General features: G+C 61.7%; 11 protein-coding genes. 7 read left to right on the top strand and 4 right to left on the bottom strand.

All coding sequences use genetic code 11. The features are described 5' to 3' along the window. The first annotated feature begins 76 nt into the window (after window positions 1–76). From NKJ88_RS30685 to NKJ88_RS30700, 4 genes are all read left to right on the top strand, one after another. Entirely contained in the window at window positions 77–1,711 is a 1,635-nt protein-coding gene (locus NKJ88_RS30685) for a glycosyltransferase family protein (protein ID WP_352446674.1), read from the top strand. Window positions 1,712–2,220: 509 nt separating this feature from the next. Further along, window positions 2,221–2,931 (top strand): polysaccharide deacetylase family protein, encoded by a 711-nt coding sequence (locus NKJ88_RS30690; protein ID WP_352446675.1) that lies wholly within the window; start codon window positions 2,221–2,223, stop codon window positions 2,929–2,931. Beyond that, entirely contained in the window at window positions 2,928–3,899 is a 972-nt protein-coding gene (locus tag NKJ88_RS30695) for a glycosyltransferase family 2 protein (protein ID WP_352446676.1), read from the top strand. Before NKJ88_RS30690 ends, NKJ88_RS30695 begins: the two co-directional genes overlap by 4 nt. A 30-nt stretch (window positions 3,900–3,929) precedes the next feature. Further along, complete coding sequence (locus tag NKJ88_RS30700; RefSeq protein WP_352446677.1) at window positions 3,930–4,871, top strand: glycosyltransferase family 2 protein; 942 nt, start codon at window positions 3,930–3,932, stop codon at window positions 4,869–4,871. 7 nt (window positions 4,872–4,878) lie between these two features. Here the strand turns inward: NKJ88_RS30700 and NKJ88_RS30705 are convergent, their stop codons facing one another. Together NKJ88_RS30705 and NKJ88_RS30710 are read right to left on the bottom strand one after the other, a co-directional pair. Further along, window positions 4,879–5,967 carry an acyltransferase family protein gene (locus NKJ88_RS30705; protein ID WP_352446678.1) on the bottom strand — a complete coding sequence of 363 codons (1,089 nt, stop codon included), beginning with the start codon at window positions 5,965–5,967 and terminating at the stop codon, window positions 4,879–4,881. A gap of 21 nt (window positions 5,968–5,988) precedes the next feature. Further along, window positions 5,989–7,173 (bottom strand): acyltransferase family protein, encoded by a 1,185-nt coding sequence (locus tag NKJ88_RS30710; protein WP_352446679.1) that lies wholly within the window; start codon window positions 7,171–7,173, stop codon window positions 5,989–5,991. 712 nt (window positions 7,174–7,885) lie between these two features. On the opposite strand from NKJ88_RS30710, the gene NKJ88_RS30715 reads away from it, so the two are divergent. The 3 genes from NKJ88_RS30715 to NKJ88_RS30725 all read left to right on the top strand — a co-directional run bounded on the left by NKJ88_RS30715 (window position 7,886) and on the right by NKJ88_RS30725 (window position 11,772). After that, entirely contained in the window at window positions 7,886–9,040 is a 1,155-nt protein-coding gene (locus tag NKJ88_RS30715; RefSeq protein WP_352446680.1) for a DegT/DnrJ/EryC1/StrS family aminotransferase, read from the top strand. A 77-nt stretch (window positions 9,041–9,117) separates the two neighbouring features. Continuing rightward, window positions 9,118–10,701 carry an oligosaccharide flippase family protein gene (locus tag NKJ88_RS30720; protein ID WP_352446681.1) on the top strand — a complete coding sequence of 528 codons (1,584 nt, stop codon included), beginning with the start codon at window positions 9,118–9,120 and terminating at the stop codon, window positions 10,699–10,701. A gap of 18 nt (window positions 10,702–10,719) precedes the next feature. Next, complete coding sequence (locus tag NKJ88_RS30725; RefSeq protein WP_352446682.1) at window positions 10,720–11,772, top strand: GNAT family N-acetyltransferase; 1,053 nt, start codon at window positions 10,720–10,722, stop codon at window positions 11,770–11,772. Window positions 11,773–12,484: 712 nt separating this feature from the next. Here the strand turns inward: NKJ88_RS30725 and NKJ88_RS30730 are convergent. Continuing rightward, window positions 12,485–13,204, bottom strand: a complete 720-nt coding sequence (locus NKJ88_RS30730; protein WP_023697353.1) for a Crp/Fnr family transcriptional regulator — start codon at window positions 13,202–13,204, stop codon at window positions 12,485–12,487. 712 nt (window positions 13,205–13,916) lie between these two features. Beyond that, complete coding sequence (locus tag NKJ88_RS30735; RefSeq protein ID WP_352446683.1) at window positions 13,917–16,217, bottom strand: mannose-1-phosphate guanylyltransferase/mannose-6-phosphate isomerase; 2,301 nt, start codon at window positions 16,215–16,217, stop codon at window positions 13,917–13,919. Window positions 16,218–16,219 lie beyond the last annotated feature (2 nt).

The following is a 16,219-nucleotide window of genomic DNA, read 5'->3' on the forward strand; positions in this document are numbered from 1 at the left end:
GCTTGGCAAGCGTTCGCCACTCGGTATAACAAGTTTAGGGCAGGCTGCGACCGTGGGGGGAAGGATGCCGGAGACGATGCGATTTGAAGCCGTGCGCTCCGATTCCGAGGTGGCGCGTATGCGTCACAACTATGAAGAGTTTCAAAGCCTTCGGTTTGAGGCGGAGCGCTGTCTGGAGGCTGACGACCTCAACTCCGCGGCGGCCTATGTAGAGGCGGCGGTCACGCTTGCACGCAAGCGGCATTGCGGCTTTTATCGGTCCGAGCCGCTTGAGCAAATCCTGATCGAGATCGCGCGACGGACACTCGCCCCGAAGGCCGAAACTGCGCGACCAGCGCGAACGAAGATCGGCCGCGTGCTGCATGTGGCCACCGCCTTGAGCGAAGTCGGCGGCTTGACGCGGATGATGCGCCGCTGGATCGTCGCCGACGAGAGCCGTCATCACTCCTTGGCCCTGTTGCGCCATCCGGGGAAGCCGCCGGCCTCGGTGCGCCAGGCCGTGGAGGCTCGTGGCGGACATATCCACGTAATCGGCGCAACACGCGGCGGACCGGTGGAATGGGCCAGCGCGCTCCGCAAGTTGTCGCTCAATTTCGACTTGGTCGTCCTGCACGTCAGCAACGAGGACCCGACGCCCAGTATAGCCTTCGCCGACGAGCGCAACCGACCGCCCGTGGTGCTGGTCAACCATGCCGACCATGCCTTCTGGGTCGGGCTCTGTGTGTGCGACCTGATCGCCAGTTCGCGCGTCTCGGGCGAGCGTCTGGTGGTGGAACGGCGTGGGATCCCGGCTAAGCGTCACGCCATCCTGCCGATCCAAATCGATCCGCCGATCCGCAAGCACAGCCGGGCCGAGGCGCGCCAGAAGCTCGGCATCCCGGTCGACGGACCGCTTCTGGTTTCGGTCGCGCGCGGCGTGAAATACCGGACGATGGGCGGGGTGTCGTTCGCCGACATGCATGTCGAGGCACTGCTGGCCCGATCCGATGCGCGGTTGTTGGTCGTCGGGCCGGGCGAGCCGGCCGATTGGCAAGACGCCATAGCGGCGACCGGCGGGCGGATCATGGGGCGGCCGGAGACGCCCGATCCTTCGCTCAGCTTCGAGGCGGCGGACATCTATCTCGACTCTTACCCCTTTGTATCGATTACCTCGATGCTGGAAGCCGGCGGGCTGGGCGCGCCCTGCGCAACGCTGTTTCCCTATCCGTTGGATGCCAACGTCATGAGCACCGATATGCCTGGGCTGGCGCCTACCATTGGCTTCGCCACCTCGATGGTGGAGTATAACCGCATCCTGGCGGACTGGCTCGCCGACCCGCAGGCGCTGCGTCGGCGGGGCGATGAGACGGCGGCCAATGTCAAGCGGCTGCACACCACGCCGAATTGGATCGAAAGCCTGGAGGCTCTCTACGCCAGAGCCGTGGCGATCCCGCCAGTCACACCGCTGCGTGGGAATGGCGCGCCCGCGAACGAGGAATTCTACGAAGGATATCCAGACATCCTGCTCAACGAGGTGTTCGGCGAGTTCGACAGCGCCGAGGCGATCCTGAAGCGTTCCCTGCGCCTGATGGCGCTGCCGGAACGGCTACGGGTATGGCGGCGCCTGGCGCGGACCAAGAGCTTCGACGGGCCTTGGGACGCAGTCCGCAACCTGCTTCCCGAATGGCTGCCGCGGTCGGCGAGCCGGCTGAGGGGCGACAGCTGGATGTGAGGTTTTAACGGCATGATTTGCCCGGCGTCCCTTCGTCGGGCGCGTCTGCGACGCCTGTAAAAGCGAGATCGATCTTCAGATGCGACCCGCACACCTTATTCCCAGTACCCCTATAGCCTGAAGGGCTGTCAGTCAGGCAGCCATCGCGAATTACACTTTTGATTTAGCAGGCTGACAAAAACGTACCGGGATACCCTTTTTGACTCTGGTCTGTTCAGCACCTCATTCTGATACGTTCGACGAAACAAAGCCTGTTGAGGCCTTGCTTTCCTTCTGGTGAGGATTGCGTTTGACGGGATGGGTATGGGTGCCTCGGGTTTCGACATGGTGGCGTTGGCGTCAGAAGTCATACTTGCCATGAGGCCTGCTATTCGACACCGACAAAAAGAACTGAGGCGAAGGTGAATATGATTGGGCGACCGCCGAAGATTCTGAAGCGGGCTGTCCGCGCCTTCGGTGCCGAAAGGCGTCATCTGGTCGGCGCACGCATGGTCCTCGAACGAGAGGGCATGTCCGTCCTTGGCCGACGCGTAAGCCGTTCGGGCGGCCGTATCCTGGCCTACCACTCGGTCGGCCAGCCGCTGATGGATCACAACGACGTGCCGCCGAAGCTGTTCCGTCGCCAGTTGGAGTGGGCCGCGGCGCGAGGCTACCGGTTCGTCCCGGCCTCGAAGATCGCTCGGACGGGGGGCGACCCGATGGACCTTGCCATCACCTTCGACGACGGTCTGCGCAGCGTGATGACCGAGGCCGCGTCAATCCTGAAGGACTTCGAGGCTCCCTGGAGCCTGTTCGTCGTCACCGACTGGAGCGAAGGCGGGTCTCCCTGGCCGACCGACGAGGTTCTAGGCTGGCGCGATCTGGAGCGCCTGGCCGCCGACGGCGCCGAAATCGGCAGCCACTCCGCAAGCCATCCCGATTTTGGACAGCTGGACGGCGCGGCCGCCCGTGAGGAATTGGACCGCTCGCGCACTATGATCGAGGCCCGGCTCGGCTTTGCGCCGACCTCGTTCGCAATTCCGCTCGGCCAATCGACCAACTGGACCCCGATCGCCATGCGGGAGGCCAAGGCAGCAGGTTATGAGCTGGTGTACGCCCAGGCAGAGGAGACGCGTTCGGCTGGCACCATCGCGCGGACCTTCATCACGCGCTTCGACAACATGCGGGTATTTTCGGCGGCCCTGGCGGGCGTCTTTGATCGGTGGGAGGAATGGGGGTGAGTCAGGCGCGCATCGTCTCGGTAGTCGTCCCGACCCGCGACCGTCCGCAGTACCTGGACCAGTCGCTGGCGAGCATTCGCGCGCTCGAAGGCCCGGATCTAACGTTTGAGATCCTTGTTGGCGACAACGGCTCCAACCATGACGCCACCGGCGCAGTGACACAGGCCCATGGCGCGCAGCACCTCATCGTGACGACCGCAGGCGCTGGCGCCGCGCGCAACGCCGCGATGCGGGCGGCCTCGGGGGAGTTCCTGGCGTTCCTGGACGACGACGACGTGTGGACCGAGCAACATGTGCGGCCGCATTTGCAACTCTTCGATCGCCAGCCGGAGGTGGAGGCGGTCTTCGGTCAGGTTGTGATGGCCGATCCTAGTCTGCGGCCGATCGCGCCTCCCATCCCCAATGACGTGCGCCCCGACGGCGACCATCTGAAGATGATGCTGGACGGCTACTTCCCGCAGATCGGCGCCACGATGGCGCGTATCGCGGTACGCGACGCCTACGGTTATTTCGACGAGACCCTGCTGGCCGACCAGGACTGGGACTGGCATATGCGCGTCGCCAGCGGTGGGCATGTGGAGCATGTGGCCGTGCCATGCGTTTTGTTCCGCCAGCGTCCGTCGGGGTCCTACGACGCCTTGGTCCTGAGCCGGATTCCCTATACGCGCAGGGTGTTTATGCGGCACGCCATACCCGTCTGGCGCAAGTGGCGCTCACCGAAGGAGTGGCTGCATTCCTATTTCGCCACGCTCTTGGGATTCTACACCTATTTCGCCGATGCGGCGGTGGAGCGGGCGGCCAAGGGGGATGCGAAGGGCGTGCGGTTCGCGGTGCGTCATGCGCTGCTGGTGTTTCCGTTCCGGGCGGTTAGGCAGCTCGTGAGGCCGACGCCGTTGCGCGCGGCGTTCTTCTGGTCGATCGGCCTAGGCGCGCGCCCGTCGGCCGTCGAGGACGCGGCGCTGGACTGAACGCGCGTGGAGCTTAAGGATCGGATGGGCATGCACGACGCCAAGGACGCGCCGAAGATCAGCACAGGTGCCCCGGCCATTAGCATCGTCATCGCCACACACAACCGCAGCCACGACGTCCTCGAAAACGTCGACGCCCTGCTGCCGCAATGCGTCGGCCAGGCGGTGGAGGTCATCGTCATCGACAGCGCCTCGGCGCCGGCGCACGCCGATGTGCTGGAGACCCTGAAGGCGCGCCCGGGACTGAGCTTCTTACGGCTCGACGAGCCCGGCGTTGCCCGGGCCCGTAACGCGGGTTTCGAGGCAGGCAAAGGCGATTGGATTGCATTGCTGGACGATGACGCCGTGCCGCGGCCCGGCTGGGTACAAGCGGCGATCACCTACGCGGCCCGCTGTGACGCCCAGACCGCCATCCTGGCGGGGCGGGTGGTCGCACACTGGCCCGACGACGCCAGCAGTCTTGAAATACCGCCGAGCCAGCTCGGACCGCGAGCGCGCTTGTTGTTGTCGGTGGTCGATGAGGACGGCTTCCGCGACACGACCGATCATCCCATCGGCGTCGGCGCCAACTTGTTGTTCCGCCGCAGCGCGCTTCAAGCTCATGGTGGGTTCGACGTAAAGACCGGTCGGGTCGGCTCGAACCTAGCCAGCGGGGAAGAGGCCCAGATGATGACCGATCTGATTGGAGCAGGTTATCGCTGTTGGTACGCGGATGCCTTCGTCGTGGACCACAAGGTCGATGCTGGCCGTCTTACGCGCGCGTGGCTCACAGAGCGCGCGCGCAAGGAAGGCGAGGTGGAACTGAGGGGTTTGAAAACGCCAGGCCAGAAGATCGCGCGAGCAATCAAGATGCTCGTCGCCACCCCGGTGCTGGCCGCGTTCCAGATGCTCGACCGGCCCGAACGCGAATATTACCTGCGCCTGAACCACAACATTGGTCTGCTGCGGAAGCTGTTCGGTCTGGCAAGCTGAGGGGGGCTCAGGCGATGGCCGGCGCGGCTTTCGGTGTCGCCCGATGGGCCCAGGCCATGATTGGTCGTTCAAAGAATCGCCAGGAGACGGTCGCCAAGCCGATGGTCAACACAAGTTCGATGGGGGCCGAGATCCAGTCCGGCGCTTCGAATGCGACGCCGAACTTCCGGGCCGCTGCCTCGACGTTGTAGAAATGAATGAACTCGTGGAAAACGTAACAGCCGTAGCTTATGCGTCCCAGGTTGCGCAGGGGCCTTGTGTCCAGAAGGGCGACGAAACGCGAGGCCTGGTTCCTCGCGATCTGGAAGACCAGAAGCGCGGCTGTAGCCGCGACTGCCGGCGCGTAGACGCGCCAGGCGATCTCGTCCTTGAGGACTGTCAGGGGCAAGATAAGAAGCGCCAGGGCGGCGATGCTCTGGGCCGCCGTGGAAACCAGCCATGCCGGTACCCGCCGGTCGAGGTTCAGTCCTGCCAGACCACCCAAGGCGAGATAGCCAAAGCCGATCATGGGATTTAAGCCGATGACCTTGGACGATGCTCCGGCCCATTCGAGGCCCGCCTGAGTGATGAGACCCACAACCACGAAAGCAACGCAGATCTGACCGGCGGCCTTGCTGTGGGTGAACAGCAGCAAGGGTGCAAACAGCACATAGAATTGCTCTTCGATCGCCAGCGTCCAGAAGTGGTTGAAATGGCCTACCCAGTGGCCGGTCATGAACACATAGATGTTCGTGGCGTAGAGCAGCATGGCCTGGGGCGCGCCGCCTTCGAAGCCATCGAAGTGAACGTACAGCGAGGCGATCAGGAAAACGCCGATCGTCGCGTAATAGACGGGGAATATCCTGGCCGTGCGTCGAAGATAGAATCGCCCCAGACCCGCAAGCGTTGTCGTCTCGCCAGCCTCGACTGCCACCCGCGTGCGAGCCAGGATACGGGTGATCAAGAGGCCGCTGAGCCCGAAGAAGAGCATCACCCCGTCGCCGCCAAGGGATCCATACGTCCCTTGATGAAACTTGTGGCTAATGAATACGAAGACGAAGGCGATCGCGCGCAAGCCATCAAAACCCTTGATGCGGCGTTCGTCGTCGAGTCGCATTGGTCGTAGCTCCGCCCGCATCTACGTGGCTCTTTGCCGGCCAGGGGACAAGGCAGCGGTTGCGCTGCTGGCCTCGGTGCCTTCCCGCGCCGTCAATCTGGCGCCCAACCGCAGAAGCGGCCGCTCGAAGAAGTGCCAGGAGAGCGTCGCCAGCGCGATGGTGATGAAAAGCTCCAGGGCCAGTTGAACGTTAGCCGGCGCGTCGATCTCCAGATGCAGCTTATGGAGCACCGCCGTGACGTCGTAGAAATGGACGAACTGGTGCAGGATATAGAAGGCATAGCTCACCCGGCCGAGCGAGCGCAGCGGCCACAGGTTGAGGAAAGCCACGACCGGGGTCTGTTGGTTGCGGGCGATCTGGAATAGGAACAAACCGGCCACAGTGCAGGTCAGCGGTCCGAAGACGTTCCATGCGTCCCGGAAATATCCGAAGACCAGCGGGATCGCGATCAACGCCAGGCCAGCCGCCGCCTGGGATTGCGCACTCACCAGCCATGCGGGCGGCTTGAAGTTTTTCAATGAGGCGAGAAAGCCGCCGACGCCGAGCATGCCGAAGGCGATCAGCGGATCGACGTGAATGGCGTTCGGGTGGGTGTTCACCGATACGAGCCAAGCCAGCCTTGCCGCGCCGGCGAGCATGAAGCCGATGCAAATCCGAAGCAGGTATTTGCGCGGGGTGAACAGCAGGATCGGCGCCAGGAGCAGGTAGAACTGCTCCTCCGCCGACAGCGACCAGAGGTGACCAAAATGACCGTGGGCCCCGGTCGGCGTCATCTCGATATAGATGTTGGTGCCATAGAGGGCGTAGATCGTCGCTTCCACGCGCGAGAAGCCGACGAATGAGGTGAACAGCGAACCCAGTGCGAAAACACCGAGACAGGCGTAATAAAGTGGGAAAATGCGCAGGCTGCGGCGCAGATAGAAGTCACCCATCGACCGCCAGGTCGACTGGACCCCCGCTTCGACCTTTGCGCGCATCTCCGACAGTATCGAGGAGATGAGCATGCCGCTTAGCACGAGAAAGAGCCAGACGCCGACGGAACCATAGGAATCGTGGTGCGGCAGGGTCGTTTTGTGGCTGATGAAGACCATCAGGACGGCGATCGCGCGCACGCCGTCGAAGCCGGCGATACGATCTTCCGCCGGCCGGGCGACGGCCTTGGCCGACCGGACGGCGAAAATCGCGCCTTGATCAATGGTTGCCATGGGTCAATACTCGAGCCGATGCTCCGCAACCGAGACATGGTTCGGCCCCGGGGGCCGTCAGACTTTCTTGGTTATAAACGCCTAACTCTTTGTCACATCAATTCGGCCAGAAGGCGTAGGCTCTGAGCGTCACGGTGCAGGCGCACGTCTCGCCAAATTGAGATCCTGAAAAATGTTGTTTGCGCGCCGGTCGGTCTATAGGTGGGTTACTCGTCTCTTCCAGGCGATGGATAAATGAAAAGAAGCGTAACGATAACATTTTCCTCCCAGGCCAAGCTTATCTCGCAGCACAACATACGCTTCGGCTTGACTGGATGCTAAGCTGCATTGTAACACTGCCACAACTGGTGTTTCAGGGTAGATGAATCTGCTGTAGGCCACCCGCCGGCAATCCCTATATTGAATTCAATATTTAAGTGTTAGCGTATATTATCGAATGGCGGGTGCGACACATTTTGGCGTTTCCCCGCCGAAAATGTCGGGCCACACATTGCTTGCCCCATTGCAATGGGGCCGGAAGGTTGTTTCAGAGCCTGTCCGCTGACCGAAAGCGGTATCCGTATGGTAGGAAACCCAAGTGTCCCAATACACCAGGCACGCCGGCCGTCGGTATCTGCATCCCACAATAGGACAAGGTGAGCCACCGGCTTTGTCGTGATACGACCACTGCAACTTCTCGCACCGAGTAGGTCTTTCGTTCTGAGGATCTGACATGATTCCGATCATCAAGCCCACCATGGATGGGGCCGAGGCCGAGGCGGCGCGCCGCGTCATCCTGTCCGGCTGGGTCACGCAAGGCCCCGAGGTGGCGGCCTTCGAGACGGAATTCGCCACCTTCACGGGCGCGCCGCACGCTGCGGCCGTCTCGAACTGCACCACGGCCCTGCACCTGGCCTTGCTGGCGGCGGGGGTGAAGCCCGGCGACGAGGTGGTCACGGTCAGTCACTCCTACATCGCCACAGCCAATTCGGTGGCCTATTGTGGCGCGATCCCCGTCTTCGTCGACATCGATCCGACCACCTACAACATTGATCCGGCTCTGATCCAGCACGCGTTTTCGGCCAAAACCAGCGCGATCCTGGTGGTCCACCAAATGGGCTTGCCCTGCGACATGGCTGCTGTGGTCGACATCGCCAAGGCTAGGGGCTTGCCCCTAATCGAGGACGCGGCCTGCGCCAGCGGCAGCGAGATCTTCTGGAACGGTCGATGGGAGAAGGTCGGCAAGGCGCACGGCGACGTGGCCTGCTTCTCCTTCCACCCACGCAAGATTATGAGCACCGGCGATGGCGGTATGCTGACCACCAAGCACGCTGACTGGGTCGCCAAATTCAAGTCGTTGCGCCAGCACGGCATGAGCGTGCCCGACACGGTCCGCCACGGCTCGACCCAGGTGATCTTCGAGACGCACCCAGTGCTCGGCTACAACTATCGCATGACCGACATCCAGGCCGCTGTCGGCCGCGAGCAGCTCAAGCGCCTGCCCGGCATCGTGGCCCGCCGCCGCGCGCTTGCCGCCCGCTACGCCGAATTGCTCGGCGAGGCGCAATGGCTGGGCCTGGTGCGCGAGCCGGCCTACGCTCGCACCAACTGGCAGAGCTTCTGTGTCCGTCTGCCGGACTCCGCCGACCAGCGCACTGTCATGCAGGCTATGCTGGATGCCGATATCGCCACCCGCCGCGGTATCATGTGCGCTCACCGCGAGGACGTCTATGCCTCCCGGCCCCTGCGCATGTCCTTGCTGGAATCGGAGGCAGCCCAGGATCATACCATCGTCCTTCCCCTCTATCCCCAGATGACCGATGAGGATCAACAGAAGGTCGCCTCGACCCTGATCAAGGCTACCCGGGTTCAAAATCCAAGGCCATGACTCCAATTCTGGAATTCAAGCGAGATGTGATGGAGGTCCCACATCGGGGCCGGTCTGTCCGAAAGTGAGAGATAGGAATGGCGAGCATCCGGCGCGCCGTGGTCGCGGTCTATTTCGAGAAGTACGCCACCCTCATCCTGAATTTGGCGACGCTGTATGTTTCGTCGCGGTTTTTGACACCCAACGAAATCGGTGCTGCCTTCCTTGGCGCCAGCCTCGTCGCGCTCGCCGAGGGTATGCGGGACTTCGGCGTCACCAACTACATCGTCAACGCCGAAAAACTCTCGAAGGGGGAAATACGCACTGCCTTCACCTTGATGCTGGCGGTCGCCGTCGTCCTTACGACCGCCTTCGTCGCGACGGCGGGCCTCTATGCCGCCTTCGCCCACGAACCGCGTCTGGAGAACTTTGTCCGCACCGTGGCATTCGGCTATCTGTTCTCCAGCATCGGTTCGCCGATCGTGGCTCTGCTTCGCCGCGACCTGAAGTTCTGGAGCATCGCGGCCATCAACCTGGGCTCCGCTCTCGTCGGCAACATCACCACAACTGGCCTGGTGATGATGGGCTTCGGCTATATGAGCTTCGCCTGGGGCTCGCTTAGCTATCCGCTCTCCACCTTTGTCTTTGCCGTCCTCATGCGCCCGGACCTGTCCATCTTCCGGATCGAGCTCACAAAATGGCGCGAGATTCTGGCGTTCGGCGGCTTGAACACCGCGACCGGCCTTCTGACCACCCTCGGGGAGGTCATTCCAACCTTCATGCTGGGGCGGGCCAGCGGCAGCACCGATGTAGGTCTCTACAGCCGAGCCCAACAGGTCACACAGATGCCCAGCCGCCTAGTCATATCGGCTATCTCCGCGGTGGCCCTGCCAGGGTTCGCCGCCCATGCGCGCACGGGGCGTCCCCTCAAGGCCCCCTATCTCAAAGCCGCCGCCAGCCTGACCGCATTCCACTGGCCGGGCCTGGCGATGGTCATCCTCTTCGCCTATCCCCTGGTGCACACCCTACTGGGACCAGGATGGGAGACCTCCATCCCGCTGGTGCAAGTGATGGCGGCCGCCACCATGCTCTGCTTCCCCGTCCCCCTTATGTTTCCGGCCTTGGTAGCCGTCGGCGGCATCCGAGACACGGCCAAGGCCTGGATCATTTCCCTGCCGATCACCAGCCTGATCATGATCCTGGCGGCCCAGCATGGCCCATTTATGCTAGCGCTCTCGATCTTCGCCACCACGCCGATCCAGGTGGGCGTCGGCCTCTGGTTCCTGATGCGGCGGCTGAAATTGAGCGTCGGCGAATATCTGCGCGCCCTACTGCCCAGCGCCGTCGCCACCCTCGCGCCGGCGCTGGGCCCGCTCGTCGTCATCGGACTGAACGGCCTCGACATGAACCTGTCGGTCTTACAGACTGTCCTGGGCGGCGGGCTTGGCGCAGTGTTCTGGTTCCTGGCCATGGGCTGGACCCGTCATCCGTTTGCCGCCGAACTGGCTTATCTGCTGGGCAGGATCCAGGCCTTGGCGCCTGTGCGCCTGCGCGCGCCCTTTGCCCACCTCCGGCGCTTCCTGGGTGAGGACACCGAACAGGGGCAGGCGCCTGCGCCGGCCGACGCGAACACCGGCGGACCGCTTCTTCGAAGGATTGCCTGGATGGCAGACAAGCACTGACTGCAGGGGGAACCGGTGATGAATCACTCTGACGCCATGGATTCTGCCGGCGCGAAAGCCGCCGGCTCGGATTTCAAGCGTGCGTTGGGCCATCTCGCCGCGCCCGCCGTGATCTCCGCTGCCCGCATCGTTACCCCCTTAACCTCGCGGGGCGTCAAAATCGCCTGGTTTGATGTCTGGAACTCGACCCTCGACCAAGCCTTGGACGTCCTGCCGGCCATTCCCGGCTGCGACCATGACCTCTATCGTGAACTCACCCAGCCCACGAGCGTCCAGAAGCGCCACGCCCTGGCGACAGAGAGCGGCCGGCCGACCGCGCTCATCTCGCTGCGTCGCCGCCGCCGGTACTGGGAGCCCGTCGCCTATCAATCGCTTTCTGGCGTAATCGCGCCCACGTCCTCTCCCGCCGGTCTTGGTCGGGCGCTACACGCCCTGGGTGTCGAGGTCCGGGTCGAGGCGGGGCTCGACAAGAGCGTCGTGGATCTCAAGCCGCGATCCTACTGGTCTCCAGACAACTACCGCGTCGACCTGCAGGGCGACTATGAGGCACTCTGGAGCCGCAATCACCGCAAGAATGTGCGCAAGGCCCGCCAACGTTGCGACGAGTTCATGCGCCTTCGCGTCGACGATGTGGGCGACCTGGAATGGTGCTGCACCCAGTGGAGCCGCGTGTGGGAAAGCAACGACGCCGAGGAGACGGTCGCCGCGGAGGATCGTCTGCGGTTCTGGCGCGCCTTCATGAAACGGCAGACCGCCGACAGTCCGATCCAGTTCCACACCTTGCACCTGCTCGACGGCGATCGGCCCACGGCCGGCACCGTCCTGATGTGTCAGGACGGTGCCGTGCTCGGCCAATGCATCGTTCGCGACCCCGAATACGACGGCCTTTGGGTCGGTGTCCGCATAATGCAGGCTTCGATCGAATGGGCGGCAAGCGCTGCGTATCGCCAGTTCGATCTCGGTTCCGGGCAAGACTACAAGCAGAGTTGGGGTCAGCCCGTAGCCGGGCGTTATGGTGCGATCTTCCGCCCACTTGCGGTCAGCGCGCTCTATCGGTTCGGACTTCTGTGACGACGCAGCGACATTAGCCGATTGAGCAAACGGATCGAGCTCTGCATTGCTGAGGACGACCGACCCGCCCCCAGTGCTAGCCCAGAAGCCAAGCAGGACTTCACCGGGTGCCACAAAGCCGGGGAAAACGGCTCTGAGAGGTGTTACTTCGAAGGTCCTAATATTACCATCGTTCCAGCCGGCAACGCCACCCAGGGAGCCGGTGAGGCCCGACGGTCAGACAAGTTGCACCCCAACAGGCTGTCGGGCCGCTTGCGCGGATTCCGCTCCCGGCCAAATGAGCGCGTGCGGCCCGAAGTCTGCGGGGTAGCGGCAGACGCCGCCGGACCTGACCGGCAGGATCCACTTCGCGCCCGGTGACAACGATTATGTGCTATTGATTATATAAGAAGAATTCACCCAAACGAATAATGAAGGAGGCGAAGCGTGACTGGTATCAGGCGTACTCCGAACAAACGGCAATGTGGGACCTGCAGGCCATATTGCCAGCTAATCCAGGCTGACGTAGCTTATGCCCGATCTTACTTGCTAGGCTTAAGAAACACGCAAAAGCTTGCCTAAGCGGAGCGGCAGGTTCGGAGTGGTTTGTAGCTCGGCGCAACTCTCTTTCCATCGCTGCAGCTATTCACCAACGGGAATTCCGTTGCGGCCAGTCCAGCGCTCGAGCGCGCTTTACCAAAGCGAGGGTTCCAAGGGCTAAGGCGCCCGGCGCTCAACTCTTGATGTATTCGCCGTCGAATCCAGCGAACTTCGCCAGACCGCGGTAATCGAGCAGGCGGACATGGCCCTGCCGGAATTCGAGAAACTTCCGCTCGCGAAGTTCCCGCAGCATTCGATTGACGTGGATCGGAGTAAGGCCAAGGGCGTCAGCGAGGTCGTATTGGGTGAGCGGGCAGTCGAAGCCGTTGCGGTCAACTGCGCCTACTCGTTGCAGACGCGCTGTCAGCTCGAGCAGCAAATGTGCTGTCCGCTCTAATGCGTTGCGTCGTCCTGCGCTGGCAAGGTGCTGAGCCATAACCGCCCCATTGCGCAAGAGGGCTCCAACGATGAACGCGAACAGACGAGGCGATTTCATAGCGGCAAGCGTCAATGTCTTGGTGGGTGCTACCAGCAATGAAAGTTCAGTTTGAGCTACGAATGTCCCAATAGAGCCGCTTCCAGGTGATTGAGACAGAACGACATCGCCAGTCAGGGCAAAATCGAGAATTTGTCGCTGCCCGTCCGGAAGCTCATGGGAAATGCACCCCCAACCCGACTCGACGACGTAAATACGATCGTTGTCGTCACCTTGGCTGAAGATTACCGCGTCGACTAGATACCGCTTCGCGGCGAAGCCGAGGGTCTTGATCAGAGCGGCGTCGTCATCGTTAAGTCCAACGTATGACAAACTGTGCTCATCTCCTCTCGAAAAAAAACGTGAAGCCTGTGTCATCCGTAACCCTACCCAACTCCTATGTACCTTCCTGAAACTCATCATGCATATTAAATTTTAGCTTATGAGCGTTCTTTCAGATCTCGCCAAAGGAAGGTGCCACGACATCAATGTCCTGTCGAAACCTGGATCGGAATAGGCCACGGGTCGATTGATGCCGCCTAGAGCTTGTATTATCTATGACTTACTCCTCTTAAAATTCTCCCTCATTGACTCAACGATCTCACTGGCAACGAGACAGCTCCGATTGTCCGCCTGGTCGGCGGCATTGCGCAACGTCAGGGACGCATCCCGCAGCAGGCCCCTGATCTGCGCCGGAGATAACAACTCCGATGCTTCAAGTTCCAAGAGGACCGATTCACTCACATGCAGCGCTGCAAGCGCAACTACCCGAGGTCTTGTTGCAAGCAGCTTCAAGAGATCACCACTGCGCCTGTCCCGCGATTTCTTTTTTGCCATCGTCGCCCTTCAGCTGCCCGGACAAAAAGCTTCTACTTCCCACACCTTGATAAGTTTACGCCGCCAGAAGCCGGGAGACCCTCGTGTTTGTGGGCGCGGCCTCTGCTTAAGGTACCGCAGTTTGCCATGGTGACACAGAGGCAAGAAGATACCGAATTAGCGGTACCTCCCACCGCATCAGCGCGAACGGTGAGAAAACTCCCTGTTTGGAGTAAGATCTGCCGCGTTGTGACGCGATGAGCAGTCGCTTTCTTCAACCATAATTCTGCTTCGCAACAAGGCTGTCCGCTTTCAGAGAAAGTCCCGGAAACGCCTGAACCTGCCCCTCAGTCTTGTCGAGATATTGCATCAATGCCGTCACCAAATGGTAGAAGATGCTGGCAGGAACCTCCGTCGCCAGCGACCGACCGCGCTCGTCGATCCTGTCCATCCACAGGCCAAGCGGCGCGGGATCGATATGCCATCTGAAAAGGCGCGCGACGCGAGCTTCGATCTCGGGTTTCAGATCAGGCCCACCGATGTTGTCCAACGCGATCGCCGCCTTGATGGCTTCGCATTGAGGCCAGCTGCGCGAGAGCCTGTCGAGAGGCATCCCTTGTCGCGAAACGGCCGCATAAGCCAGCCCTGTGGCTCGATTCAGTCCGCTGGCGACCGCCGACGAGTAGAGTTTCCTCGCGTAAGCAGCCAGATCTTTCTGTCCGGTTGCCCGCGCGAAGTCGACGAGCAGGGAGGCCCATTCGAAATGGTGCCCAGGCTCGGTCCACTGTCCCTTGTCTCCGGGCAACGGCAGCCAGTCGGCATCGAAATATTCGCCCAGCGTCCAACTTTCCTGGTCGAAGAAATGGCTGCGGAATAGATCGATGATGCGAGCCGCTCGACGCAGATATGCGCGATCGCCGGTTGCGGCGTACCAGGCAAGGAATGATTCGAGCATGTGCATGTGTGGGTTCGAGGACCGAACCCCGTTCCAGCCTGGTGTCTCGAGGAAGCCATTTAAGCTCCCATCCTCAAGGTGCGAATCGATGAAATGAAATGTCTCCTGTGCAAGCTGAAGGGCAGGTTGGTGGCCGCAGCGATAGGCATGAGCAAGTGCCAGGAGCACGCAGGAATGGTCGTAGGCATCCTCCGCCGGATCGGCTACGCTTCCATTGGAATTGAGGGTGCGTACCCAGCCTCCACGATCTGTGCGGCCGTATTTTGCGATGAAGTCTATACCATGATCGATGAGCTTGTCGGCGGCCCCCGTCCAGCCACGTTCCTTGGCCACAGCGAAAGCATAGATCTGGCGAGCCATCGTGCGCATCCGCTTGGGTTTGCCCAATGGCCTGGCATCGAAACCGAGCGCTTCGTGGAAGCCGCCATGCGCGTTGTCGACGCCTGCGTCTGACCAAAGCGGAAGGGTCTCGTTGAAGAGCCAGTGCTCGACGCGCTTGCGCCATGATCCGCTGACAATGATCCGGTCTTCCGACGCTGTGAATTTCGTCTCGAGGCGCCCGCTCTTCTCAAGTTGCTCGACGACCTTCTTCACCTTCTGACTATGGCTGACCGGGGCGATGAATATGGCGTCCGGCGTTGCGACCACCGCCACATCCTTCATTCCTATGACGGTGAGCAGCCGACCTTGGCTTCTGAGGTAGGAGTTGTCGCAGTCCATGGCGACGACATCGCCCATTACGACGTTGCCGTTTCCGTCCACGGGGCTGGCCTCCAGCAAGGATTGCCACGACCCAAGATCGTTCCAGCGGAACGAAGCCGTCACCATCGCGATGCCCCGCGCATGTTCCATGACTGCATAGTCGATCGATGTGGAGGGGACAGCCGAGTAGAAGCCTTGCGGCAGGTAAACGCCCGACACATCCACCTTGGCAGTGCTGAAGGCGCGTTCGGCGGTTTCCCAGATCTCCGGGTGAAACTCGAGCAAAGCCCTCCGCATGGTGTCGGCACGAAACAGAAAGATACCAGCATTCCAGTAAAACCTCCCCGACGACAGATATTTTTGCGCCGTCTCGATGTTCGGCTTTTCGACAAAGCGTGAGACCGCGGCTGCGCCGTCACCATTGGCCGCAACCTCAATGTATCCGTACCCGGTTTCTGGATGAGTGGGCTTGATGCCGAACACGACAATGCTTCCCGAGCCGGCGGCGGGCATACCCGCTTCAACGGTCTCCCAGAACTGCGTCTCGGTCGATATCTCATGGTCGGAGGGAACCACGAGCACAAGCGCTTCGTTGCCGTGCTCCGAAATCGTCTGCAGTGTCGCAATGGCGACCGCTGCGGCCGTATTGCGGCCCAGCGGTTCGAAAATTGGCTTTCCCCCGTTCAGACCGAGCGAACTAATATCGGAGATGACGCGTTCGGCATGGCGTTCGGATGCTATCAGATAGATCGGCGTTTCGTTGTCCGGCCACGCCTTCAGGCGCCGAACCGTCTTCGCCAGCATAGAGCCATCCCCCGAGAGATCGTGGAATTGCTTAGGATTGTCTTCGCGCGAGAGCGGCCACAGCCGGGACCCGACCCCGCCGCTCATAACAAAACTTACGATCCGGTGTGCCATGC

Source organism: Mesorhizobium sp. M0016, assembly GCF_040324035.1.
Classification (GTDB): domain Bacteria; phylum Pseudomonadota; class Alphaproteobacteria; order Rhizobiales; family Rhizobiaceae; genus Mesorhizobium.